Source organism: Synechococcus sp. CC9605 (assembly GCF_000012625.1).
Lineage (GTDB): Bacteria > Cyanobacteriota > Cyanobacteriia > PCC-6307 > Cyanobiaceae > Parasynechococcus.
Genome location: NC_007516.1, coordinates 591,777 through 614,958, shown reverse-complemented (window position 1 = coordinate 614,958; position 23,182 = coordinate 591,777). Strand labels below are relative to the sequence as shown.

Here is a 23,182-nt window from a genome sequence, read left to right as displayed (position 1 = left end):
CAACCCGGAGAGAACAGTGAGAAATCCTTGTCAGTTCCAGCATCGAGACGATCCTGAAGACAGATCACTCGCCATCAACGTGGCTCAGCCGGTTTTTCCCCCCAGCTTCCCGCCGCGCCCAACCTCCGGCCAAAGTTCAGGTCGATCTCGGGAGGTTCACAACCCAGGGCCCAGGGCCGCTGCGGATGGCTCTGGCTCTCCAAGCCTCGAGGACATCGTGCGCATCGCCCATGATGCCGGCCATTCCGATGTCCACCTCGGAGTGGGGAAAGTCCCGCGCTACCGGGCCCGGGGAGACATGCAGGGCACGGAATGGCCGGTCACCCGCGCCGAGGTCTTTCAGGGATGGCTCCAGGAAATCCTGACGCCACAGCAGATCGATGGCTTCAACCGCGACAAGGAATTTGACGGCTCCCATGCCTTCCGCTTCGTGCGCGTGCGCATCAACCTGATGGATTCCCTGCGGGGCCCGGCCATGGTGCTGCGCCTCATTCCGCAGACGATCCTCACCATGGAGCAGCTGCATCTCCCCAGCGTGCTGCAGAGCCTCGCGGCCCGGCCGAAGGGACTGATCCTGGTCACCGGACCGACAGGGTCCGGCAAGAGCACAACCCTGGCGGCGATGATCGATTGGATCAACCGCAATGAGGCACGCCACATCCTCACGATCAAGGATCCCGTCGAGTTCGTGCATGAGAGCCGCAGATCCCTCATCCGGCACCTGGAAGTGGGGTTGCACACTCTCAAGTTCCACAACGCCCTGAGGGCCGCCCTGCGGGAGGATCCCGATGTGATTCTGGTGGGCGAAATCCGGGATCAGGAAACCCTCTCCACGGCCCTTGAAGCGGCCCAGACCGGCCACCTGGTGTTCGGGACCCTGCACACCAATTCAGCGGTGAAAACCATGGAACGGGTCCTCGGCATGTATCCGCCTGAAGAGCAGGAGACTGTTCGCCGTTCGTTGTCCGAGTCGCTGTTGGGGGTGATCGCCCAGGGCTTGATCAAGACAACAGATGGAAAACGGGCTGCGTATCACGACATCCTGATCAGCACCGATGCCTGCAAGGACTACATCCAGCGGGGGGCTCTCGATGAGGTGGAGGAAATCATGGAACGCAGCGGATTCGATGGGATGGTGACCACAAATCAATCGCTGCTGGCCCTGGTGGAGGCGGATCGCATTGACGGCGATCAAGCGGTGGCCGCCAGCCTCAAGCCCAACGAGCTGGCTCAGGCCCTGCGGGGCCGAAGCTGATCAGCCACCGCTGAACACACGCACCAACAACACAACAGCGATCCCTGCGGAGAGGCCGATCATCGCCAGACGGCCATTCCAGATTTCGGCCTGTGGGGTGAAGCCACGCTTCCAGGCGTTCAGCTCATCAGCCTCAACGGGCTCTGGAGCATCTGATCTGGTTTCCGGTTGGACCACGACGCAGAGACCGAACAGTGCGTCCAAGCCTAAAAGGCTTTCCTAAAAGGGTGGGTCCGGTGTGTAAAGCGCATTGGCCTGATCCAGAGGCCAGCGGGCTGCAACGCCTGATTCAAAAGAGGTGCAAGCGGCGTTCTGGCCCAGACGCATCAAGGCCGCAGCTCCGATCATGGCGGCGTTGTCGGTGCAGAAGGCCAGCGGAGCGATGGAAACCGCTATGCCCCGCTGATTTCCCTGTTCGAGCATGCTTTGACGCAAGCGACGGTTCGCGGCGACACCGCCGACCATCACCAGTTGCTGAACACCATGGTCTGCGGCACAGCGAAGGCTGCGCTGCACCAGAACATCGGCCACCACCTGTTCGAAACTGGCGGCCAGGTCGGCAAGAGGCAGCGAATCGGTGGTTTGCCGCAGGGTTTCCACGGTGCGGAGCATGGCGGTCTTCAGACCACTGAAGGAAAAGTCGTAGGGGTGAAAACCGCCGCCCGGCAATGAAATCCGCCCCTTGGGCAGGCGAAAGCGCGTTGCATCACCCGTTTCGGCTACAGCCTGGATGGCAGGACCCCCGGGATATCCCAAACCGAGCAGGCGGGCCACCTTGTCGAAAGCCTCTCCAGCGGCATCGTCATGGCTTCGGCCGAGCCGCGTCATCCCGCCGTCCTCAGCCACAAGAATCAGCTCGGTGTGGCCCCCACTCACCAGCAACACCAGATAAGGAGCTTGCTGTGGAACATCTCCAAGCATCACAGAGGCCAGATGGCCCTCCAGATGATGAACGCCGAGGAAGGGGCGCTGATGCAGCGCGGCAAGGGTTCGGCCGGTCACCGAGGCCACCATCAGAGCCCCTGCCAGACCTGGAGTGATCGTGGCCGCGATGGCATCCAGCTGCCCCAGAGTGACGCCCGCCTCGTCAACCACGGCCTCCACCAGCCCCGGCAGGGCCTCAACGTGGCGGCGCGAAGCGATTTCGGGCACCACACCACCCCAACGGGCATGCTCCTCAACCTGAGATGCAATCCGCGAGGCCAGAACGTCGATTCGCCCATCAGCGTGACGGCGCAGGACCGCTGCAGCGGACTCGTCACAACTTGTTTCGAGGGCAAGCACTGCATGCATCGAAGCGATGCGCCTCCCCTACTGTCCAACTTGTGACATCTTGCCCTTTCGGGGCACCGTTCAGAGGAATTGTTCCGATGCGTCGTCTCTTCGCCGTCGTGCTTTCAGCACTCCTGGTGTTCGGCTTCGCCCCCGTCGCCAAGGCGGATGTGGCTGGCCTCACACCCTGCTCAGAAAGTGCCCGCTTCCAGCAACGTGCTGCCGCTGCCACCACGCCTCAGGCCAAAGCTCGCTTCGAGATGTACAGCCAGGCCTCCTGTGGTGACGATGGCCTTCCCCACCTGATCGTCGATGGCCGCTGGAGCCATGCCGGTGATTTTGTCTATCCCGGGATCATGTTCCTGTACGTCGCCGGCTGCATCGGCTGGGCTGGTCGTGAGTACTTGAAAGCAACTCGCGGCAAGAATGCTGCCCAATACGAAATCTTTATCGATCGCAGCATCGCCATCAAGAGCCTTCTGGCTGCTGCCACCTGGCCTCTGGCTGCTTTCGGTGAATTCACCAGCGGCAAGCTGCTCGAAGACGACAGCAAGGTGACCGTTTCACCACGCTGATTCCGACGACTTCAACCATTGCTCCCTCAACAATGAACAAGTTTCTGACCGCAGCTCCAGTGGTTGCAGCCATCTGGTTCACCGCCACCGCAGGAATCCTGATCGAGTGGAACCGCTTCTTCCCAGATCTCCTCTTCCACCCGATGTGAATCTGGGGTGAACTTTAAGAGTCAAGGGAACCTCGCGTTCCCTTTTTTTTGTGACTGCACCACCTTGCCGACGATCAATGTTGCGTCGATCGGTGTTGCGAAGCTCAGCTCCGCGTCATCCCAGCCCCATCAGGGTCTCCACCTGGTTCAACGCTGATTCGAGATCGTCATTGATCACGACAGCGTCGAATTCCTGTTGGGCCTCGAGTTCTTCGCGAGCGCGAGTCAGGCGGCGCTGAATGGCGTCCTCTGAATCGGTTCCGCGCCCCCGAATCCGGCGCTCCAACTCATCAAAGCTGGGGGGAGCCAGAAAAATCTGAAAACCGTCCGGAAAACTGCGACGCACCTGACGGGCACCTTCAAGCTCAATCTCCAGCAGCACGGGGCGCCCCGCCGCCATCTGTTGCTCAACGGGACCTCGGGGGGTGCCGTAGCAATTCCCCGCAAATTCCGCCCACTCAAGAAAACCTCCCTGCTCCACCAAGGCCTCAAACCCCGCACGGCTGTGGAAGAAGTAGTTGATGCCGTCCTGCTCCCCCTGGCGCGGCGAACGGGTGGTGGCCGACACCGACAGCCAGATCTGGGGATGCCGTTCCAGCAGCTGGTTCACCAGGGTTCCCTTGCCGACGCCACTGGGGCCGGTGATCAAGGTGAGCTTTCCACTGGTGGACATCGCGGCGTCTGCGTGGGTCAGCAGAGTAGGAAGCCCCATTGCCCCGCTCGGTGCTCCAGGTGAACGCTTCCACCAGCCTGCAGCCAATGGATCTCACCACGCTTCGCGCGGTGCTCTGGGATCTGCGCCCGAAGCTGTTGCCCAGCCGCTTCGAGAAGGCCCAACAACCGGGCCCGGCAACGATTCAACTGGGATGCCGCAGCCTCGAGGGGATGGTGTGGCTGGAACTGAGCTGGCAAGCCGACGCACCTCGGCTGGTGGAGGTCAACCCTCCCCCGCGCAGCGGCAGCGGCAGCACCTTCGCCCAACAGTTGCAACACAGCCTCCGCCAACTGGCTCTGGTAGAGCTCCACCAAAGCGGCTTTGAACGGGTGGTGGAATTCCGGTTTGCCCAACGCCCTGGGGAACCGATCCAGCGGGTTCTCGTGCTGGAGCTGATGGGACGGCACAGCAACCTGCTGCTGCTCGATGAGCAGCGCCGGATCATTGCCCTGGGGCGACAGGTCCGGGACCATCAGTCCCGCGTGCGCCCTCTGTCCACCGGTGATTCCTACAGCCCACCGCCGATGCTGCAGGGGTTGGCACCAGATCGAACGGAGGGCTTTGAACGCTGGAGGGAGCGGCTTTCTCTCGTTCCGATCCCCCTGCGCAAGGCCCTGCAGCAGACCTATCAGGGGATCAGCCCAGCCCTGGCTCTACAGCTCGCCGGTGACCACGTGAATACCCCGGTGGACAGCCTGGATGCACGCCACTGGAACCATCTCTTTGAGCGCTGGTCTCTCTGGTTAGACCAGCTCGAACGTGAGCAGTTCGCCCTCGTGGTGGAGAACGATGGTCGTTACCGGGTCTGGGGATCTCCCCGTGGCGAGGTGCATCCACAACCCGCTCTGGCGCTCACGCTGGGATCCCTGCACCAGCACTGCCAAGAGCAACGGGCCCTGGCACGGGTCAGCCATGACCTGCGTCAACGCTTGGAGCGGTGGCGCAGCAAAGAACAGTCCGCCCAGGAAGACCAACACCAGCGCCTGAGCGCCACTGACGGGCACGGGGCCCTTCAACGCCAGGCGGACGCTCTCCTCTGCCTTGGCAATCCAAGCCGCGACCAGGTCGATGAAGCCCAGTCGCTCTATCGCCGGGCCAAAAAACTGCGGAGATCGCGCCCGATCCTCGAGCAGCGGCTAGAGCACCATCAGCAACGTCTTGAGCTGATCAGTGAGAGCGAAACCTTCATCGAGGATCAACTGAGCGCGACCTGGCAGGACGGCTCGGCGCGCCTCTCCGCCCTGAATGATCTGCGGGAGGAACTCGATGAGCTGTTGCAGCCCAAGGAACGCCGTCGCTCCACGCGACAGCAGCGTCAACGGGACCAGCCCAAGCCGCTGGAACTGACCACTCCGGGAGGTCTCAAGGTGCAGGTGGGGCGGAACCACCGCCAGAACGATTGGATCTCGCTGCGGCAAGCCCGCAGTGGTGACCTCTGGTTTCACGCCCAGGAATGCCCAGGAAGCCATGTGGTGCTGAAGAGTTCCAACGGGTTGGCCGAGGAATCCGACCTGTCGATGGCAACGGATCTGGCGGCCTATTTCAGCCGCGCTCGGGGCAACACGCGGGTGGCGGTTGTGATGGTGCCCACCGATCAGCTGCAGCGCATTCCTGGTGCCGGCCCGGGCACCGTGCGCCATGGTCAGGCTGAAATCCGCTGGGGGGATCCCCAGGGCGCGGAAGAGCGGCTGCTTGCCCCTAGCCTGAGCCCACATTCGGGCTGACCTGTTGCGCCGCCCGACCCGCGTCCGTGTCTGAGCGCCCCGAAGGTCCCCCAGCTCTGCAACCACCACCACCCATTCGCATTGGGAGGCCACCTGGCGATGCCGATCTACCCAATGAGGTGGAGATGCCTCTGGTGGATCACCTTGAGGAACTGCGTCAACGGGTTCTGCGCAGCTTGCTGGCCGTTGTCGTTGCAGCGCTGACCTGCCTGCTGGGGGTTAAACCGCTGGTGCGCCTGCTGGAAGCGCCAGCCAGCGGAATTCATTTTCTTCAACTCGCGCCGGGTGAGTTTCTGTTCGTCTCGCTGAAGGTGGCCGGCTACGCCGGCCTCACCCTGGCCCTGCCCTACGTGCTGTTCCAGATCCTGGCCTTCGTGCTGCCGGGCCTGACGATCCGCGAACGACGCCTGATTGCCCCTGCCGTCGCCGGCTCCGCAGTGCTGTTCATGACGGGCCTGGCCTTTGCCTGGTGGGCCTTAGTTCCAGCCGCCCTGCGTTTTCTGGTGAGTTACGGCGCCGATGTGGTGGAGCCGCTCTGGTCGATCGAGCGCTACCTGGATTTTGTTCTGCTGCTGATGCTGGCCACCGGGCTGGCATTTCAGCTCCCCGTGCTGCAGCTGCTCCTCGGGGCCCTGGGGCTGGTGCGCTGGAGGCCGATGCTTGGGGCCTGGCGCTGGGTTGTGTTGGGCTCAGCCCTGGCTGGCGCTGTGCTGACGCCATCCACCGATCCGATCACGATGTTGCTGCTGGCTGGAGCCATCACGGCACTGTTCCTGATCGGAGTCGGCCTGGTGGCCCTGACCGAATCCTTCAGACCAGAAACTCTTTGATCAGCGTTTCCGCCTCCGGCCCCGTCGCCTCAAGCGGAAGACTCAACGCCTTGCCGAGACGGGGTTTATCACGGGTGGAACCCAGCCATTGGCGCACTTCACCCGCCAAACCAAGACGATTCACAACATCCAGCACTTCACCGAGATGCTGGCGATAGGCCTCAAGGTCCATCGGAAACGACTGTTGCTCGAGATAGGCCCACATCACCTGGAGGTATAAACGACGGCGTCGAACCACCAGCTGTAGGTCGTAAGTCGCCCGCCAGCGCTGGCGTAAACAGGCGATCACCTCATCGACACTGAGCGGCGGCTCGGGCACGGGCTTGGCGATTTCAAGCACAGAAGCAGAAGAGGCAGGGACAGGAAGACACCAGTCGTTGCAAAGCTTGACAGGCACTTAAGCATCCATAATGAATGTCATTCCGAGCTGGATGAACGTCCGCCATGACCCAACTTTCCTCGAGCGATGTGCCCGGAATGGGTCGTCGGCAGTTCATGAATCTGCTGACGTTCGGCTCCGTCACTGGTGTCGCCCTGGGAGCCCTCTACCCGGTGGCCAACTACTTCATTCCCCCCAAGGCCGCCGGCAGCGGCGGTGGGACCAGTGCCAAAGATGAGCTGGGCAATCCCATCACAGCCAGCGGTTGGCTCTCCAGCCACCCCGAGGGCGATCGCAGCCTTGTACAGGGCCTCAAGGGTGATCCCACCTATCTGATCGTCGAAGGCGAGGACGCCATCGGCAGCTATGGCATCAACGCCATCTGCACCCACCTCGGTTGCGTCGTTCCCTGGAACAGCGGTGCTAACAAGTTCATGTGTCCTTGCCATGGCAGTCAGTACGACTCCACCGGCAAGGTGGTTCGTGGCCCTGCCCCTCTCTCTCTGGCCCTGGCCAACGTCAGCGTGGAGAACGACAACGTGTTCGTAAGCCAGTGGACCGAGACCGACTTCCGAACTGGTGATAAGCCCTGGTGGGCCTGATTTTTCCCTTCCCTACGCCTGCATCCCCTCACCGTCCCATGCGTCGTCACCTTTCGCTTTTCCTTGGATCACTGGTCATCGGACTGGCTCTGCTGATTGCCCCAGCTGCAAGCTGGGCCTACCCCTTCTGGGCTCAACAGAACTACGACAGCCCCCGGGAAGCCACCGGCAAGATTGTTTGCGCCAACTGCCACCTGGCCAAAAAGCTCACCCAGGCTGAAGTTCCTCAATCGGTCCTCCCCGACAGCGTCTTCACCGCCAGCGTGAGGGTTCCCTATGAGAACGGTCTCCAGGAGATCGGTGCTGACGGCAGCGATGTGGGTCTTCAGGTGGGCGCTGTTGTGATGCTTCCTGACGGATTCACCCTGGCTCCTCAGGACCGCTGGACCGACGAGATCAAGGAAGAGACCGAAGGGGTTTACTTCACCCAGTACAGCGACGAGCAGCCCAACATCCTGCTGGTGGGACCAATTCCTGGTGACGAGCACCAAGAGATCGTCTTCCCTGTTCTCTCTCCTGATCCCGCCACCGACAGCAACATCCACTTCGGCAAATACCAAATCCACGTGGGTGGCAACCGCGGCCGTGGCCAGGTGTATCCCACCGGCGATAAAAGCAACAACACTATTTACACTGCTCCTGCCAGCGGCACCATTGCCTCGATCGAACCCGGCGACAACGGCGCGAGCGTGGTCAGCATCAAGGCTGCTGACGGCAGCAGCGTGAGCGAGACCATTCCTGTGGGACCTGAGGTTCTGGTCAGCGTTGGCGACAGCATCGAAGCTGGTACTGCCCTGACCAACGACCCCAACGTGGGCGGCTTCGGCCAGGTCGACGCAGAGATCGTTCTTCAGAACCCCGTTCGGATCTATGGCTTGCTCGCCTTCTTCGCGGCTGTGGCTTTGGCTCAGATCATGCTGGTTCTGAAGAAGAGGCAGATCGAAAAAGTTCAGGCAGCTGAGGGCGTCTGATCGCTATGGCTGTTGAAGCCCTGTTTCCCCTGGCGACCTTCCAGTCGCCAGGGGAATTTTTGCCTCATACCGAAAACTGGTTCCTTCCTCTCCGTTGGTACGGGCTGCTCATTGCAACAGCCGTGTTGATTGGACTGAACCTCTCCAGCCGCCTGGCCAAGCTGCGACAGCTGGAAAACGGCCTGATCAGCGACCTGCTGCCATTGCTCGTGCTGTTCGCCGTCATCGGAGCACGTATCTACTACGTGGCCTTCGAATGGCACAACTACGCCTCCCACCCGCTCAAGGCCCTGGCGATCTGGGAAGGAGGCATTGCCATCCACGGTGCTCTGCTGGCGGGAACACTCACGCTGATCCTGTTCTGCCGCTGGCGCCGGCAACCCTTCTGGGATGTGCTGGATGTTCTGGTTCCTTCCGTGGCCTTGGGGCAGGCCATCGGGCGCTGGGGGAATTTCTTCAATTCAGAGGCCTTCGGGGTTCCAACGGATCTGCCGTGGAAGCTGTTCATCCAGGCGCAGAGCCGCCCGGTGATCTACGGCACATTGGAGTTCTTCCACCCGACGTTCCTCTACGAATCGATCTGGAACCTGCTGCTCTTCGGACTGCTGGTGCTGCTCTTTCGCCGCGGACTGAAAGCTCCAGGGATGCTCCCATCTGGGGCCATGAGTTGTGTGTATTTGGTGGGGTACAGCCTCGGCCGCGTCTGGATCGAAGGTCTGCGCATTGATCCCCTCTGCATCGGATCGCTTCCACCGGCATGCGATGGGGGAATCCGCATTGCACAGTTGATGAGTTGCACCTTGGTGGCGCTGGGCATGATCGGGCTTTGGTGGCTATACGGACGAAAGCAACCCTTGCCTGATCCATCAGGCCAACGCAGTTGAGTCACGTTGTCAGTTTCGTCGGAGCAGGCCCGGGTGCTCCAGACCTGCTCACCCTTCGCGCGGCTGAACGTCTGAACAAGGCCGATGTGCTGGTCTGGACGGATTCCCTGGTCTGTCCTGCCATCGCAGATCTGGCTCCGGCTTCTTGCGAAAGGATCCGTACCAGCACGACCACGCTCGAAGACCTGATCCCGTTGCTGATCGATCGACAGCGCCAAGGCAAACGGGTGGTGCGGCTCCATGACGGAGACACGGCGCTCTACAGCGCCATTAACGAGCAGATCTGCGCCTTGAGTGACGCCGAAATCCCTGTGGAAGTGATCCCTGGGATCAGCGCTTATCAAGCAGCAGCCGCCGGACTTGCCAGCGAACTCACCCTTCCAGGCGTGGTGCAGACCATTGTTCTCAGTCGCGCTGGAGGTCGCACCGGCGTGCCGGAACGGGAACAGCTGGATCGGCTGGCAGCCCTGCGCGCCAGCCTTTGCATCTATCTAAGTGCACGACACGTTGAAGAGGTGCAAACCACTCTTCTGCAGCACTACCCCGCCGACACGCCCGTCGCCATCGGACATCGAGTGAGCTGGCCCGATCAGATGCTGACCGTGGTCCCTCTCAGGGAGATGGCTGCTGTTAGCCGGGAACGCAATCTGATTCGAACAACGCTCTACGTGGTGAGTCCGGCCCTCGCCGGTGGTCCTCAGCGCTCACGTCTTTACTCGCCTGACCATGACCATCTCTTCCGTCCGATGGCCCAATAGGCAGTGGTTTAAGATCGATTTGTGCGGGCGATTAGCACAGTGGTAGCGCACTTCCTTCACACGGAAGGGGTCACTGGTTCGAATCCAGTATCGCCCATGTTTTTTGGTGGCATTTAGCCACACACAGTGTTCACCAAGTGCTGACTGCACTGTGGAATGGGCTTAGGTTCAGACCTGAATTAGGTCGACCTACCCATTGATGAACGAGCCGAGTCTTGTGGACGACCAAGGCAAAGCCACGGGGCTGGTCGAAGCAGGACGACAATTGGCCGAAGCACGAGCTGCGGCGGGCCTGACCCAGAACCAGCTCGCCAGCCAGATGCACATGGGCGAAGAGCAACTGGCGGCACTGGAACGCGGCGATCAAGCCGAACTGCCTGAACCCGTGTTCATCAAGGCCATGGTGCGCCGGCTCAGCTCCCACCTGGGTTTGGATGCTGATGCCATGGTTCAGGCCCTCGGCCCGCTCAACACCAGCGAGCCCAAACGGCCAGATCCCAGGGCAACAACGCGGGGCATCACTCCACAACTCCAGAGAGCAGTCAATCCGCTTCCCCTTGTGGCCCTCGCCGGGCTTGCTGGGCTTGGGTTTGTTGTGTGGAGCAACGCCTCCGAGTTCAAACGCTTCGCCCAGAGCTTGAGACCTGCCAATCCAACCCTCGAGCCAAGCGAAGCCAATCTCGAGCCAAGCGAAGCCAATCTCGAGCCAAGCGAAGCCAATCTCGAGGTGGCCGAGGTTTCAGATGAAAGCGATGCCCTCATCGTTCCGGCGCCACCGACTGCAGAACTGGGGCTCACAATCAGCAGCAGGGAACCCAGCTGGATCGCCTTACGGCGTGAGGGAATTGTGGAATTCGAAGGACTCCTGAACGGCGAACGCAGGGTTGAGAATCCTGAACTGGTGGAGATCTACGCCGGCCGGCCTGATCTGGTTCAGCTGAGTTCACCCAACGCCGAGACACGAACCCTGGGCGCTGTTAATGACATCCGCTGGATCCCCCTCAACCCTGAACGCTGACGCGCAGCTCCACCCCGACCGCCTCTTTCACCACCTCAGCGCAGCTCTCCAAGCTCCACTGTTCAAGGCTGACGTTCTGATTGATCCGCTCAGGGACGATCTCCAGATCCAGAGTTCCATTCACCGCGTGAATGCGCAGTGCTGAGATCACAGGCTCAGGCCTGCGATCCAATGCCGCGGCCAAGCGCAGCAGCAGGGCCATCTGCTGAACACAACGGCGGTTGTCTCGGGTGGCCACAAGCTGCCAGGACTCATGGCGTTTCTTCGGCAGGCTGCGGCGGTGATAGCGAGCAATCGCCGCCACCATCAGATGCTCCGCCTCGGAATAACCCAGCAGCTCACCATGACGAATCAAGTACCAGGTGTGCTTGTGGTAAGCGCTGATGTTGATGTGCTGGCCACAGGAATGGAGCATGGCTGCAGCCCAAAGCAGTTCGCGCCCTTCGCCACTGTCGTCATGCATCACGCCTCGCGTGGCGTCGTAGAGGCTGAGGGCATGGCTGGCGACCCGTTCAGCCCTGCTCTGGTTCACCGCAAAGCGCTGCACCTGATGGATCACGGTGCGTTGCCTGATGCTGCTTTGAAAGCTGAAGCGGTCTTCCAGAAGACCCTGACGAAGCATCCAATCAACGATCAGACCCTCCCTGAGCGCCCGCTCACTGAGCACGAAATCCTCCACCCCCAGCATCTTCATGGTGGTTTGCAGGATCAGCGCGCCGGGAACAATGATTTCGGCCCGACGATCATTGATGGACGCCAACTCCCGTCGCTGAGCAGGGGTCATCGTGATCAACCGATCAACCACCTTGTCCAGGCACTGCCGTGTGACGCGGTAGCCATGCAATTTGCGGGGTGGGCGCTCCTCCTCACTCGCGGCAAGGGAGCCAATGGCCATCGCTGTGCCACTGGTGGCCACCAAAACTGGGATTTCACCGGGTTTAATCCTGCGACGGACTTTGTCGACCGCAGGTTCAAGAGACCCCTGAATGAAGGCCCGCAGGAACGATCGCCGTTGGGGGGGCATCGGATCATCCCGAACAAAGTCCCGCTGAAGTCGCACAGCCCCCACACGGGTGCTGGTCAGGGCGCGGGCATCACGACCATCGGCCAGGATCAGTTCCGTGGAGCCACCGCCGATGTCGAGCAGAAGATGCGGACGATCTCCAAACGGCATTCCTGAGAGGACGCCCAGGTAGATCAGCCGGGCCTCCTCAGGGCCACTGACCAAATCCACCTCCATCCCCAGATCGTCAAGGATGGTCTGGAGGAAATCGCGACCATTGGGTGCTTCCCGAACGGCACTCGTTGCCGCTGTGACGATCTGCTCAACCCGGTGACTGGCGGCGAGATCTCGGAACTGGCGAAGGGTTTCCAGCCCCCGTTGCATCGCCGCCTCGGTCAGCTCACCGGTCTCAGGATCACGCTCCCCCAGACGCGTGGTGGCCTTTTCGGCCTGGATGATCCGAAACGTGCGCAGTTTCGGATCAACGGCTGCCACTAGAAGGTGAAAGGAATTGGTCCCGATATCGATGGCGGCGATCCGACGCAGATCGGCGTTCACTGCCTGAGGCACACCGTTGGTCTGTTCCGTTGGCTGGGCTGGGGCCTTGGCATCCAGCATCAACGTCAGAGCGGCAATGAAATCCACTCTGCCACTGATGGCCGGGGCCATCAGACCCTGACTAGGGTTCTTCAAATCCCGTTGATTGTGATCAGCAGCTCTGCCCGTCTTCAGCCCTGGATCGAACTGCTCCGCTGGAACAAACCCACCGGCCGGCTGATCCTGCTGATCCCAGCAGGCTGGGCCCTCTGGCTGAATCCAACCGCTCCCCCCAGTCTTGTGCTGATCCTGCAGATTCTGCTGGGGGGGCTGGCGGTGAGCGGAGCGGGTTGCATCGCCAATGATCTCTGGGACCAGCGCTTCGACGGCAAGGTGGAACGCACAAAACGTCGGCCTCTAGCCCGGGGTGCTCTGCAGCGAGGCCCAGCCTTCGCTCTGCTGCTGACCCTGTTGGGCCTCAGCCTGGCTGTCGTGCTGAGTCTTCCAGCCGACAGCCTCAGGCTCTGTCTCGCCTTGGCCTGCACGGCCGTGCTGCCGATCCTCGGCTATCCATCAGCAAAGCGGTGGTTCGCCTTCCCCCAGGTGATCTTGGCGCTGTGCTGGGGCTTCGCAGTGCTGATCCCATGGGCCGCTGCAACGGCCTCCTTGAGCTGGAGTCCTGTCCTGGTGTGCAGTTGGGTGGCAACCGTGGTGTGGACCTTCGGCTTCGACACCGTCTATGCCATGGCCGACCGACGTGACGATGCAAGCCTCGGCCTGCGCAGCAGCGCCCTGAGCCTCGGATCCAGTGTGGTGCCTGTGGTGCGGGGCTGCTACCTCGTGACAGCCATCACCCTTGCCATGGCGGCCTGGTCGGCTCAGATCCCGGCTCCGTTCTGGCTTCTCTGGTTGCTTGCCACCGTCTTCATGCAGCTCAGCTGCAACCCGTTGAACCAACAGGATGCACCCATGAGCACCTACGGGAAGCATTTTGCCCAGCAAGTGCAGGCGGGAACGCTGCTCTGGCTCGGCCTAGTTCTGGCCAGGGGATGGGGAGCCTGATGCGGATCACCCCGGCTCCACCGCTCAAAACTGGAGACCGTGTGGCCTGTGTGGCCGCCAGCTCAGCCCTGCAGGACGACATCAAGCTGCAGGAGGGCATTGCGGTTCTGCAGAGCTGGGGCCTCGATGTTCAGCCCCAGACCTTGGCCAGCCGACGTTGGGGCTACTTCGCTGGGGGCGATGACACGCGCCATGCCGATCTGCATCCGGCCGAACCCGCAGCCCTGCTGGCCTGTGCCCGCGGTGGATGGGGGGCTGCTCGACTGCTGGAGCAGCCCATCCGCTGGCAGAGCGGCTGGCTGCTGGGCTTTTCCGACGTGACAGCTCTGCTCTGGGCCCGCCAGGCAGCAGGGTTCGCAGGGGGCATCCATGGCCCCTTGCTCACAACGCTTGCGGAGGAGCCGCATTGGAGCCGTGACCGTTTGCGCAACCTGCTCTTCGGCAACGCCGTCCCTGACCTGCAAGGTCGTAGTGGCGGCGGCGGTGTGGGGAGCGGTCCTCTGCTTGTGGCCAATCTGACCGTGGCCACCCACCTGTTGGGCAGCCCTTTCGTGCCCCCCCTCAAAGGAGCCGTTCTGGTGCTGGAGGACGTGGGCGAAGCCCCCTACCGCCTTGATCGGATGCTCACTCAATGGAGGCTGAATGGCAGTTTGCAGGGGTTGGCGGGTCTGGCGTTTGGCAATTTCGAGGGATGCGCCGACGAAACCAGAGACGCCTCCGAATGCTTCAACCTTGAGCAGGTTCTTGAAGAACGCACGGCCGATCTCGGCATTCCCAGAGTGATGGACCTGCCCGTTGGTCACCGATCCGGCAACGCAGCCCTACCCATGGGGGCGATGGCACGCCTCGACGGGCAGAGCGGCAGGCTCAGCCTGCTGACCTGAGGGCGAGAACCGCTTCCGCAACGGTGAGGTCAAACGGTGTGGTGACCTTGATGTTGGCCGGGCCGGCATCCAAGACCTGCACAGGCCAACCCAGACGCTCATACAACGACGCATCGTCGGTGACCGTCCAGCCCTGGGCAACCGCCTCAGCGTGGCCGCGACGCAGCTGATCAACAGCAAAGCCCTGCGGCGTCTGCGCCGCCCAGAGCTCCGATCGATCCGGCGTATCGCGAATCACACCGTCGGATCCCACACGCTTGATCGTGTCGCTCACCGGCGTTGCAGCAATCAGCGCCGTGCCGTCCTCCACCACAGCTGCACAGCGATCAAACAACTTCGGTTCAGCCAGACAACGGGCGCCGTCATGAATCAAGACGTGGCGAGCCTGCTCAGGCAACCCGGCCAGACCACACAGAACCGACTCCTGCCGCGTGCTGCCGCCCTGGATCCAGTGCACCGGCTTGCTGGGCTCATCCAGCACCGCAAGGATGGCCTCTCGATCAACCTCCTGGCCAACGATCCCGATCCATTCAATCCGCTCAGACCGCAGGGCCGCCTCAATGGTCCAGGCAATGACGGGGCGTCCGGCCAACGGCAGCAGCAGCTTGTTGCGATCCGCACCCATACGCCGACCGCTTCCCGCCGCAGCAATCAACAGATGCACAAGCGACTCCTGCCCCGGACAGGCTTAAACGACCTCCATACAATCAGCTCGCACCATAGAAGGCGGCGCTGCATGCGAGTTCTTGCCCTGAGCCCGGGTTCGCTCGAAGAGCAGCTGGACCGCCTACCGGCTCTGGCCGATACCTGTCAGAAACTCAACGCCACCCTGCAGGTGGCCTGTGACCCCCAGCAGGCAGCCCCATGGAAGCTTCTGCCGTGCCTGGAGAAGCTGGTGCCATTCAGCTTCAAGGCCAACCCCACGCTGGCGGATTGGGCCAACCTGCTCGGCTGCGTGCGCGAACCCGACTTTCAGATCTGCATCAACTTCGCTGAAGGGCAACAGGTGAACCTGATGCTGTCGATGAGCCACATCCCCAAACGCTTGGCCGTTGAGGGATTTGCCTGCACCGACCAGGTCAGCTTTGGCCCCGGCTGGAGGCCCCAGCGTCTCAACCCTTTTCTCCAGGCCCTGGGGCTTGAACTCGAGGCCGATCAGTTCCGCCTGCCCCTGGCGGCAGAGGCTCTTGAGGAAGCCCGTGAAGCACTGCCTAGCGGTGACGGCCCCCTTCTGCTGCTGTCTCCATCCGGCCAGGGGGATGACTGGCCTGCCGCGGAGTGGCACAAGCTGCCTGAGACGATCAAAAGCCGCCTGCCAGCGCTGCGCAGCATGGTGCTGCCAACGGGGCTCAGCCTGACCAAGCGGGCGGCCTTGGTGGCCAATGCCGATGTGGTTCTCAGCAGCTGCCCGGTATCCCAGCGCCTGGCGACCTACTGCGGCACCCCCCTGGTTGCCCTCGGAGCCGAGGCCGAAGACCTTCCGGAGCGCCAGGAGATCCGCTGCCTCGGCCGCTCGCAGGAGCTCGCCACGCTGCAGAGCAGTGATGTGCTGACGGCTCTCGGTTTCTGAGGAGACGTCCGATGAGGCGGCGCCGAGCCAGGGGACAGCTGAAGCTGATCACGGCCCCATGGCGGGGGCCCATCAGTGCCCTCAGTGCTGTGATCTTCGCGGGTGCCCTCGGTTATCGGATCACGGAGGGATGGGACTGGGGCGATTGCCTCTGGATGGTGCTGATCACCATCAGCACCATCGGTTTTGGAGAAGTCGCCCCGCTTTCACCACCAGGCCGCCTGGTCACCGTCTTGATCGTGGTGGGTGGCTTGGTGGTTGTGCAACTGGCCATCCAACGCGTTCTCGGGCTGAAGGAGTCGGGATATTTCCGCAGACTGCGGGAGTTCCGCTTTCTCCGCATGCTGGAAGGCCTTCACGACCACGTGATTCTTTGCGGCTACGGCCGGATCGGACAGGAGATTGCAGCCCAACTGCAACGGGACGCGGTGCCCCTCGTGGTGATCGAAACCGATCCAGAACGAAAGGCCGTGGCAGACGAGAATGGCTTCTGGGTGCTTCAGGCCGATGCAACCCTCGATGAAACCCTGCTGGACGCAGGTCTGGAACGCTGCTGCAGCCTCGTGGCCGCCCTACCCAGCGATGCCTCAAATCTGTACGTGATCCTCAGCGCCAAGGATTTACGACCGGATTGCCGCTTGATTGCCCGCGCCAACAGTGATGAGGCTGCGTCTAAATTGCGGCTGGCCGGCGCCACTGTGGTGGTCAGTCCCTACGTAGCCGGTGGACGGGTGATGGCGGCTTCGGCGCTGCGACCACTGGCCCTCAACTTCATGGATTTGCTGGCGGGCTCCGACTATGAAATCGAGGAATTCCAGCTGAGTCAGAACCCCCTGCTTCTCAAGGAGATCGAAGGAAAAAGCCTGTCTGAACTTGAGCTGGGCCGTCGCAGTGGAGCCATTGTGCTGGCGATCAGGGACAACGGAAAGCTGATCGCCAATCCAGGCGGCGCCACCCAGATGGCAGCGGGGCAGCTCCTGATCGTGCTGGGGAGCAAGACCCAACTCACCACCTTTCAGAGGTTGCTCGGTGAGGCGGTCGACACGATTGAAAGCATGCCGGGTTGAGCGGGATGTCGATGGCTCCGTACGATCCTGCGATCAACGGTGCCCTCATGTCTCCCAGCGCTTCTCTTGCCGGACAGACCGCCCTGGTGACGGGAGGAGGGCGTGGCATCGGCCGTGCCATCGCTCTCGCCCTGGGTGAAGCGGGTGCAGAAGTGGTTGTGAACTACTCCAGCTCCGCCGCGGCAGCAGATGAAGTGGTCGCTGCCATCACCACGGCAGGGGGCAAGGCCTACGCCCTGCAAGCCAGTGTTTCGGTCGAGACCGAGGTGGATGGCCTCATCAAGACAGTGTTGGAGCGCAGCGGCCGTCTTGATGTTCTGGTCAACAATGCCGGCATCACCCGTGACGGCCTGCTGATGCGGATGAAAACCGACGATTGGCAATCGGTAATCGACCTCAACCTGAGTGGTGTGTTCCTCTGCACGCGAGCGGTGTCACGCCCAATGCTGAAGCAGAAGAGCGGTCGGATCATCAACATCACCTCCGTCGTGGGGCTGATGGGCAATGCGGGACAGGCCAACTACGCCGCCGCCAAAGCCGGCGTCATCGGTCTCACCCGCAGCACCGCCAAAGAGCTTGCCAGCCGTGGCATCACCGTGAACGCCGTGGCTCCGGGTTTCATCGCCACGGACATGACCAAAGACCTCGATGCGGAGGCCATCCTCAAAGACATCCCTCTGGGGACCTTTGGCACCCAGGAGCAGGTGGCCGGCGCTGTGCGCTTCCTTGCGGCCGACCCAGCAGCGGCCTACATCACAGGCCAGGTGCTGCAGGTGGATGGCGGCATGGTGATGGCCTGAGCCCCAGGATCAGGAATCAAGGGGTTGCGCCAATTCATCCCGCAGGCGGCGGATGCGCTGGAGCAGGCGTAACCGTCGGCTGCGGGCAGTGGCGGTGAGAAAGATGCGCAGGGGCACGTAAACCAAGGCCATCGAACCGGCCAGGCCTGCCATCAGAACAAAGAAGAGTGCTCCGGATTCACCCATTACCGGACCCTAATCAGTTCATTTGGGGGCGGCATCCAGGCAGCCTCCAACCATTCGGCTTTCCCCACCACATCGCCTCTCCACGAGCACCACATCGCTATGGGACAGTGACCAACGGCGTGCCCGCGACTATGGCCAAACTCCTTTCCTTCTCTGACGAATCCCGCAGCGCCCTCGAGCGGGGTGTAGATGCACTCGCCGATGCGGTGCGCGTCACGATCGGCCCGCGCGGTCGCAACGTCGTGCTCGAAAAGAAATTCGGCGCACCCGACATCGTCAATGACGGCGACTCAATCGCCCGTGAAATCGAACTGGACGACCCGTTCGAAAACCTTGGCGCCAAGCTGATGCAGCAGGTGGCCTCGAAGACCAAAGACAAAGCCGGAGACGGCACCACGACGGCAACCGTGTTGGCTCAGGCCATGGTGCGGGAAGGTCTGCGCAACACCGCTGCTGGAGCGAGTCCTGTGGAACTCCGCCGAGGCATGGAGAAGGCCGCTGCACATATCGTGGCGGGCCTGAGCGAGCGGAGCCAGGCCATCGCCGGCGATGCCATTCGTCAGGTAGCCACCGTGAGCTCCGGGGGTGATGAAGAAGTCGGTCGGATGATTGCGGAGGCGATGGACAAGGTGAGCACCGATGGGGTGATCACGGTTGAGGAATCGAAGTCTCTGGCAACGGAACTGGAAATCACCGAAGGCATGGCCTTCGACCGGGGCTACAGCTCCCCCTACTTCGTCACGGATGCTGACCGTCAGGTCTGTGAATTCGACAATCCTCTGATCCTGCTGACGGACCGCAAGATCAGCACGATCACCGATCTTGTCCCCGTGCTGGAAACCGTTCAGAAGAGCGGCTCTCCCCTGCTCATCCTTTCTGAAGAAGTGGAAGGTGAGGCCCTGGCCACCCTGGTGATGAACAAGAGCCGTGGGGTTCTGCAAGTGGCCGCTGTTCGCGCACCCTCCTTCGGCGAACGTCGCAAGGCAGCCCTGGCCGACATCGCCATCCTCACGGGCGGAACGCTGATCAGCGAAGACAAGGCGATGACCCTCGACAAAGTGACCCTCGAGGATCTCGGCAAAGCACGCCGCGTCACCATCAGCAAGGAGAACACCACGATCGTCGCCAACGACGACCATCGCCAGGCAGTGAGCGAGCGCGTCAGCGCGATCCGACGTGAACTGGAGGCCACTGAATCCGACTACGACAGGGAAAAGCTCCAGGAGCGGATCGCCAAACTGGCCGGCGGCGTGGCTGTGATCAAGGTCGGTGCACCGACGGAAACGGAACTGAAGAACCGCAAACTGCGGATCGAGGATGCCCTGAATGCCACCCGTGCCGCCGTCGAGGAGGGTATCGTTGCGGGAGGCGGCAGCACCTTGCTGCAACTCGCCGACAGCCTTGACGCCCTGGCTTCATCCCTGAACGGTGACCAGCGCACCGGCGTGGAGATCGTGCAGCGGGCACTGACGGCGCCGATTCATCAGATCGCCACCAATGCCGGTCAGAACGGTGACGTTGTGATCGCGGGCATGCGCAGCAGCGGCCAGGGATTCAATGCCCTAAGTGGTGTCTATGAAGACCTCATGGCTGCTGGCATCGTTGATGCCGCCAAGGTGGTGCGCTTGGCCGTGCAGGATTCAATTTCGATCGCTTCTCTCCTGATCACCACTGAAGTTGTGATTGCCGACAAGCCGGAACCCCCTGCACCGGCTCCCGCCGGAGACGGAGACCCCATGGGTGGCATGGGCGGAATGGGTGGCATGGGCATGCCCGGAATGGGCGGCATGGGCATGCCCGGGATGATGTGATCAGCTGACCATTCCCTGGCGATAGGCGGTCACTTGGAGATCCACCCCAGTGATCGCCGTCCCCACCACAACGGTGTCGGCTCCGGCCTGTAGTGCCAAACGTGCATCCGCTGGAGAAGCAATTCCCCCCTCACAGATCAGACGAACCGAGCTGGGAAGCTCAGCGCGAAGTTGGGGAAGCAGATCAAACGCAGGGGGGTGCTGCTGCGCGGTGTCTTCCGTGTAGCCGTAGAGCGTGGTCCCAACCCAGTCACAGCCCAGTTCTGCTGCCCGCACACCATTCGCGAGCGAATCCACATCAGCCATCAGCGGAGCCCTCAGCTCATCACGGCTGCGCTGGATTAACGCGGCCAAATCCTGACCTTCAGGCCGCGGACGGGCTGTGGCATCGATCGCGATCACGTCGGCCCCCGCCGACCAGACAGCCTGAATTTCTTTCCAGCCCGGGGTGATGTACACCGAGCTTTCCGGGAACGTGCATTTCCAGAGGCCGATGATCAAGGCATCCTGACAACGCCGACGCACGGCACCGATGTGTTCAGGGCTTTCCAAGCGCACACCCACAGCCCCATTGCGCAGGGAGGCATCCGCCATGGCAGCGATCACATCGGGATCGCGCATCGGCGAACCCTGGGGGGCCTGCACCGAAACGATCAGCCCCTGATCCAGGGATTCAGGGTTGGGAATCATGGTGATCAGGACGCCTTGGGGAAAGCGTCATCCTCGCGGCGGGGGAGCCAACGCCGCAGCGAACGGGGCGTGCTAATCGGTGGGGCCGGCACAGGAACAGCAGGGAAGCTGCGTTGAAGCGGCGTTTCTTCAGCTGCGATCTCATCCTGTTCGACGATCGTTTCTTCTTCAGCGACCAACCCGTTCTCCATCACCTCGCTCTCAGTCAAAAGGTCGTCTTCAGCCACAATCTGGACCTCTTCTTCAACGACCATCTCGTCCTCAGCAGCCACCTCGTCCTGAACAACCACCTCGTTTTCAACCAAAACATCGTCTTCAGGAGCAATCTCTTCCTCGATGACAGACATCGGCGCAGAACTGAACCCATGCTTCGAAGCTGAAGGCTCCGGCAAGCTCAGATCAAGCTCAGCTGCTCCTTCAAAGCCGTAACGGTGAACCCACTGACTGATCAGACCCACCAGCAAGGCCTCATCACCAGAGGTTCTGGCCTCCTGGATCTGAAGGGCCAGAGCGTTCTGTCGGGGTGACGGCTGCTGGAACGGAGAAGAAAGCACGGATTCAGGAAAGTTTGCGGTTGAGCAGAGGCCGAATCGCAAGAAACAGCGCGATGGTGAGGAGCAGAAGGATCAGCAGGCAACTGGTGCCGGTGACATCCCCATAGGGGGCCTCCAGCAGAACGGCCGAAAGATCCAATGGACCCTGGTAAGCGGCTCGAATGGGTTCTATCGCGAAGGTAAGGGGATTCAAGGCCGCAAGCCAGCCCAGCCAGGTCGGCATGAACGACAGCGGAGCCAAGGCCGTGCTGGCAAACAGCAACGGCAAGTTGGCCACGAAAATCACAGCGATTAACTCGATGTGCCCCGGCAAAGCGAAGGCCAGTCCGAGGCTGAGGGCCGTCACAGCAAAAACCAGCAGCAGCAACGTCACCAGAACCAGGGCCAGACCGCTGATGCCGGGCCATCCGTAACCGAGCAGAGCTGCCGTGGCCATGATGGCCAGGCTCTGCAACAGACTCAGCGCCGTGATGTAGATCACCGACGCCAGCACGATGGAACTGCGGCTTCGCAGCGGTGCCACCAGCAGCCGATTGAGGAAACCGAATTCGCGGTCAAACATCACCGGCAGGCCGGCATTCAAAGCACCGCTGAAGGCCGTGAAGACAATCACTCCGGCACCAAGAAAACGTCCGTAGCTCATGCCCCCTGGCAACAGACCCTCAGGGGCATTGGCGAACAGTGCACCAAAGAGAATCAACCAGATCAGGGGTTGCAGAACCCCGGCGATCAAGGTTGAAGGGCGACGCATCAACTGAAGAAACAAGCGCCGTGTGAGGGCCAACGTCTCCTGGCTGAGCTCGGCGAAAGCTCCGGATTGCTGCTGCTGAAGGGCAACAGATGCTGTTGGGGAAGTCATCGTTGGCACTCAACGCATGGATTGACGCTTTTCCTGTTTGACGTCGCGCTGGCCTGCGATGGCCAGTTCAGCGTCCATCAGGGTGCGTCCTGTGGCTTGAAGGTAGACATCATCCAGGCTGGGACGACTCTGGGCCAGGGCAAACACAGGCAAACCTGCAGCCTCGAGGGTCTGACGCAGCTGATCGATCACGGCCCCACCCTCAATCACAAGGTTGAGGGAAAACCCCTGGGAGCGGTTCACCACCACCTGACGCACCCCATCCAAGGGTTCGAGAAGGGCACGCACCTGGGTCGCCTCATCGGCACTGCTGAACTCTCGGATTCGCAAAGTCACGCGATCACCCCCAAGCCGTTGTTTGAGCTGGTCGGGGCTGCCTTCGGCAATCACACGACCGGCATCAATGATCGCCATCTGATCCGCAAGAGCCTCCACCTCTTCGAGGTAGTGACTGCTCAGCAGAACAGTGGTGCCCTCTTCAACCAGCTGACGCAGCAGCTGCCAGATGGCACTGCGGCTCTCGATATCCAGCCCCACCGTGGGTTCATCGAGCACGAGCAACCGGGGGCGGTGCAGCAGTCCGGCGGCTAGATCCAGACGCCGCCTCATGCCACCGGAGTAGGTACCGCAGCGGCGATCAATCCAGTCGCCCATGGCGAGGCGATCAATCAGATCAGCGATGCGGCTATCGCGATCATTCCGCGGCAAGTGATAGAGATCACCTTGCAATTGCAGCAGTTCCCGGCCACTCAGGATCTTGTCAATGGCCACCTCCTGGGCCACATAGCCCATGAGCTGGCGCACGTCTCGTGGCTGGGCCAGACCGTCAACACCGCCAACGACAACTGAGCCGCTGTCGGGGGCTAGCAGGGTGGCCAGGATGCGCATGGCCGTTGTTTTGCCGGCACCATTCGGTCCAAGAAGCCCGTAAAGGCACCCTTCCGGAACGGTGAGATCAAGCTCACGCAGGGCCGGTACCGCGCCGTAGGCCTTGGAGATCTTCCGCAGTTGAATCAACGCCATCAGG

General features: G+C 61.8%; 27 protein-coding genes and 1 tRNA gene. 17 read left to right on the top strand and 11 right to left on the bottom strand.

Translation table 11 applies throughout. From position 1 onward, the window contains the following. Positions 1 to 79 precede the first annotated feature (79 nt). Entirely contained in the window at positions 80 to 1,255 is a 1,176-nt protein-coding gene (locus SYNCC9605_RS03240) for a type IV pilus twitching motility protein PilT (RefSeq protein ID WP_156782966.1), read from the top strand. On the opposite strand, the gene SYNCC9605_RS03235 is transcribed toward SYNCC9605_RS03240, so the two are convergent. Together SYNCC9605_RS03235 and tsaD are read right to left on the bottom strand one after the other, a co-directional pair. Beyond that, complete coding sequence (locus SYNCC9605_RS03235) at positions 1,256 to 1,432, bottom strand: chlorophyll a/b-binding protein (protein WP_041435458.1); 177 nt, start codon at positions 1,430 to 1,432, stop codon at positions 1,256 to 1,258. It lies immediately after the preceding gene. A 42-nt stretch (positions 1,433 to 1,474) separates the two neighbouring features. Then, positions 1,475 to 2,548, bottom strand: coding sequence for a tRNA (adenosine(37)-N6)-threonylcarbamoyltransferase complex transferase subunit TsaD (gene tsaD, locus SYNCC9605_RS03230; RefSeq protein WP_011363637.1), 1,074 nt, complete (start codon positions 2,546 to 2,548; stop codon positions 1,475 to 1,477). A 77-nt stretch (positions 2,549 to 2,625) separates the two neighbouring features. On the opposite strand from tsaD, the gene SYNCC9605_RS03225 reads away from it, so the two are divergent. After that, positions 2,626 to 3,102 carry a photosystem I reaction center subunit III (PsaF) gene (locus tag SYNCC9605_RS03225; protein WP_011363636.1) on the top strand — a complete coding sequence of 159 codons (477 nt, stop codon included), beginning with the start codon at positions 2,626 to 2,628 and terminating at the stop codon, positions 3,100 to 3,102. A 32-nt stretch (positions 3,103 to 3,134) separates the two neighbouring features. Further along, the gene (psaJ, locus tag SYNCC9605_RS03220) at positions 3,135 to 3,251 is read left to right on the top strand and encodes a photosystem I reaction center subunit IX (RefSeq protein WP_006850741.1); all 117 of its coding nucleotides are present in this window, start codon (positions 3,135 to 3,137) and stop codon (positions 3,249 to 3,251) included. Positions 3,252 to 3,366: 115 nt separating this feature from the next. Here psaJ and gmk read toward each other — a convergent pair whose 3' ends face one another. Then, positions 3,367 to 3,924 carry a guanylate kinase gene (gene gmk / locus SYNCC9605_RS03215; protein WP_011363635.1) on the bottom strand — a complete coding sequence of 186 codons (558 nt, stop codon included), beginning with the start codon at positions 3,922 to 3,924 and terminating at the stop codon, positions 3,367 to 3,369. 86 nt (positions 3,925 to 4,010) lie between these two features. Here gmk and SYNCC9605_RS03210 point away from each other — a divergent pair, with 86 nt between their 5' ends. Both SYNCC9605_RS03210 and tatC read left to right on the top strand, forming a co-directional pair. Next, complete coding sequence (locus tag SYNCC9605_RS03210) at positions 4,011 to 5,690, top strand: Rqc2 family fibronectin-binding protein (protein WP_011363634.1); 1,680 nt, start codon at positions 4,011 to 4,013, stop codon at positions 5,688 to 5,690. A 125-nt stretch (positions 5,691 to 5,815) separates the two neighbouring features. Continuing rightward, complete coding sequence (tatC, locus tag SYNCC9605_RS03205) at positions 5,816 to 6,520, top strand: twin-arginine translocase subunit TatC (RefSeq protein ID WP_198002498.1); 705 nt, start codon at positions 5,816 to 5,818, stop codon at positions 6,518 to 6,520. Here tatC and SYNCC9605_RS03200 read toward each other — a convergent pair. Then, positions 6,501 to 6,917, bottom strand: coding sequence for a DUF3067 family protein (locus tag SYNCC9605_RS03200; RefSeq protein WP_011363632.1), 417 nt, complete (start codon positions 6,915 to 6,917; stop codon positions 6,501 to 6,503). The two genes, tatC and SYNCC9605_RS03200, sit on opposite strands and share 20 nt — an antisense overlap. A 47-nt stretch (positions 6,918 to 6,964) precedes the next feature. On the opposite strand from SYNCC9605_RS03200, the gene petC reads away from it, so the two are divergent. The 6 genes from petC to SYNCC9605_RS03170 all read left to right on the top strand — a co-directional run bounded on the left by petC (position 6,965) and on the right by SYNCC9605_RS03170 (position 11,132). Continuing rightward, positions 6,965 to 7,501 carry a cytochrome b6-f complex iron-sulfur subunit gene (gene petC, locus SYNCC9605_RS03195; RefSeq protein WP_011363631.1) on the top strand — a complete coding sequence of 179 codons (537 nt, stop codon included), beginning with the start codon at positions 6,965 to 6,967 and terminating at the stop codon, positions 7,499 to 7,501. 38 nt (positions 7,502 to 7,539) lie between these two features. Further along, on the top strand, positions 7,540 to 8,472 hold the full coding sequence (gene petA, locus SYNCC9605_RS03190) for a cytochrome f (RefSeq protein WP_041434424.1): 933 nt from the start codon (positions 7,540 to 7,542) through the stop codon (positions 8,470 to 8,472). Between the two features lie 5 nt (positions 8,473 to 8,477). After that, positions 8,478 to 9,356, top strand: a complete 879-nt coding sequence (gene lgt / locus SYNCC9605_RS03185; RefSeq protein WP_011363629.1) for a prolipoprotein diacylglyceryl transferase — start codon at positions 8,478 to 8,480, stop codon at positions 9,354 to 9,356. Further along, entirely contained in the window at positions 9,353 to 10,114 is a 762-nt protein-coding gene (gene cobM, locus SYNCC9605_RS03180) for a precorrin-4 C(11)-methyltransferase (protein WP_011363628.1), read from the top strand. The genes lgt and cobM overlap by 4 nt, the downstream gene beginning before the upstream one ends. A gap of 25 nt (positions 10,115 to 10,139) precedes the next feature. Further along, a tRNA-Val gene (locus SYNCC9605_RS03175) sits at positions 10,140 to 10,211 on the top strand. Positions 10,212 to 10,313: 102 nt separating this feature from the next. Continuing rightward, a complete protein-coding gene (locus SYNCC9605_RS03170) occupies positions 10,314 to 11,132 on the top strand; it encodes a helix-turn-helix domain-containing protein (RefSeq protein WP_011363627.1) in 819 nt (272 codons plus the stop codon). Here the strand turns inward: SYNCC9605_RS03170 and SYNCC9605_RS03165 are convergent. Further along, complete coding sequence (locus SYNCC9605_RS03165; RefSeq protein ID WP_011363626.1) at positions 11,116 to 12,753, bottom strand: Ppx/GppA phosphatase family protein; 1,638 nt, start codon at positions 12,751 to 12,753, stop codon at positions 11,116 to 11,118. The genes SYNCC9605_RS03170 and SYNCC9605_RS03165 overlap by 17 nt on opposite strands. A gap of 87 nt (positions 12,754 to 12,840) precedes the next feature. On the opposite strand from SYNCC9605_RS03165, the gene SYNCC9605_RS03160 reads away from it, so the two are divergent. Next, positions 12,841 to 13,734: a 4-hydroxybenzoate polyprenyltransferase gene (locus tag SYNCC9605_RS03160; protein ID WP_041435449.1), complete on the top strand. Its 894-nt coding sequence runs from the start codon at positions 12,841 to 12,843 to the stop codon at positions 13,732 to 13,734. Further along, positions 13,734 to 14,618 (top strand): S66 peptidase family protein, encoded by an 885-nt coding sequence (locus SYNCC9605_RS03155; protein WP_011363624.1) that lies wholly within the window; start codon positions 13,734 to 13,736, stop codon positions 14,616 to 14,618. Before SYNCC9605_RS03160 ends, SYNCC9605_RS03155 begins: the two co-directional genes overlap by 1 nt. Here SYNCC9605_RS03155 and ispD read toward each other — a convergent pair. Next, positions 14,602 to 15,282 carry a 2-C-methyl-D-erythritol 4-phosphate cytidylyltransferase gene (gene ispD, locus SYNCC9605_RS03150; protein WP_041434422.1) on the bottom strand — a complete coding sequence of 227 codons (681 nt, stop codon included), beginning with the start codon at positions 15,280 to 15,282 and terminating at the stop codon, positions 14,602 to 14,604. The genes SYNCC9605_RS03155 and ispD overlap by 17 nt on opposite strands. Before the next feature lie 72 nt (positions 15,283 to 15,354). Here ispD and SYNCC9605_RS03145 point away from each other — a divergent pair, with 72 nt between their 5' ends. The 3 genes from SYNCC9605_RS03145 to fabG are packed head-to-tail and all read left to right on the top strand — an operon-like array spanning position 15,355 to position 18,055. After that, complete coding sequence (locus SYNCC9605_RS03145) at positions 15,355 to 16,188, top strand: glycosyltransferase family 9 protein (RefSeq protein ID WP_011363622.1); 834 nt, start codon at positions 15,355 to 15,357, stop codon at positions 16,186 to 16,188. 11 nt (positions 16,189 to 16,199) lie between these two features. Beyond that, on the top strand, positions 16,200 to 17,255 hold the full coding sequence (locus SYNCC9605_RS03140; protein ID WP_011363621.1) for a potassium channel family protein: 1,056 nt from the start codon (positions 16,200 to 16,202) through the stop codon (positions 17,253 to 17,255). Between the two features lie 47 nt (positions 17,256 to 17,302). Then, entirely contained in the window at positions 17,303 to 18,055 is a 753-nt protein-coding gene (gene fabG / locus SYNCC9605_RS03135; RefSeq protein ID WP_041435445.1) for a 3-oxoacyl-[acyl-carrier-protein] reductase, read from the top strand. Positions 18,056 to 18,064: 9 nt separating this feature from the next. Here the strand turns inward: fabG and SYNCC9605_RS14470 are convergent, their stop codons facing one another. After that, entirely contained in the window at positions 18,065 to 18,241 is a 177-nt protein-coding gene (locus SYNCC9605_RS14470) for a hypothetical protein (RefSeq protein ID WP_006850012.1), read from the bottom strand. Positions 18,242 to 18,372: 131 nt separating this feature from the next. Here SYNCC9605_RS14470 and groL point away from each other — a divergent pair, with 131 nt between their 5' ends. After that, positions 18,373 to 20,052 (top strand): chaperonin GroEL, encoded by a 1,680-nt coding sequence (gene groL, locus SYNCC9605_RS03130; protein ID WP_011363619.1) that lies wholly within the window; start codon positions 18,373 to 18,375, stop codon positions 20,050 to 20,052. On the opposite strand, the gene SYNCC9605_RS03125 is transcribed toward groL, so the two are convergent. From SYNCC9605_RS03125 to SYNCC9605_RS03110, 4 genes are read right to left on the bottom strand one after another with little or no spacing between them, the layout of a single operon-like run. Further along, the gene (locus tag SYNCC9605_RS03125) at positions 20,053 to 20,742 is read right to left on the bottom strand and encodes an N-acetylmannosamine-6-phosphate 2-epimerase (RefSeq protein WP_011363618.1); all 690 of its coding nucleotides are present in this window, start codon (positions 20,740 to 20,742) and stop codon (positions 20,053 to 20,055) included. Positions 20,743 to 20,747: 5 nt separating this feature from the next. Beyond that, positions 20,748 to 21,296: a hypothetical protein gene (locus SYNCC9605_RS03120; RefSeq protein ID WP_011363617.1), complete on the bottom strand. Its 549-nt coding sequence runs from the start codon at positions 21,294 to 21,296 to the stop codon at positions 20,748 to 20,750. 4 nt (positions 21,297 to 21,300) lie between these two features. After that, positions 21,301 to 22,155: an ABC transporter permease gene (locus SYNCC9605_RS03115; protein WP_011363616.1), complete on the bottom strand. Its 855-nt coding sequence runs from the start codon at positions 22,153 to 22,155 to the stop codon at positions 21,301 to 21,303. Positions 22,156 to 22,164: 9 nt separating this feature from the next. Then, positions 22,165 to 23,178: an ABC transporter ATP-binding protein gene (locus tag SYNCC9605_RS03110; RefSeq protein WP_011363615.1), complete on the bottom strand. Its 1,014-nt coding sequence runs from the start codon at positions 23,176 to 23,178 to the stop codon at positions 22,165 to 22,167. Positions 23,179 to 23,182 lie beyond the last annotated feature (4 nt).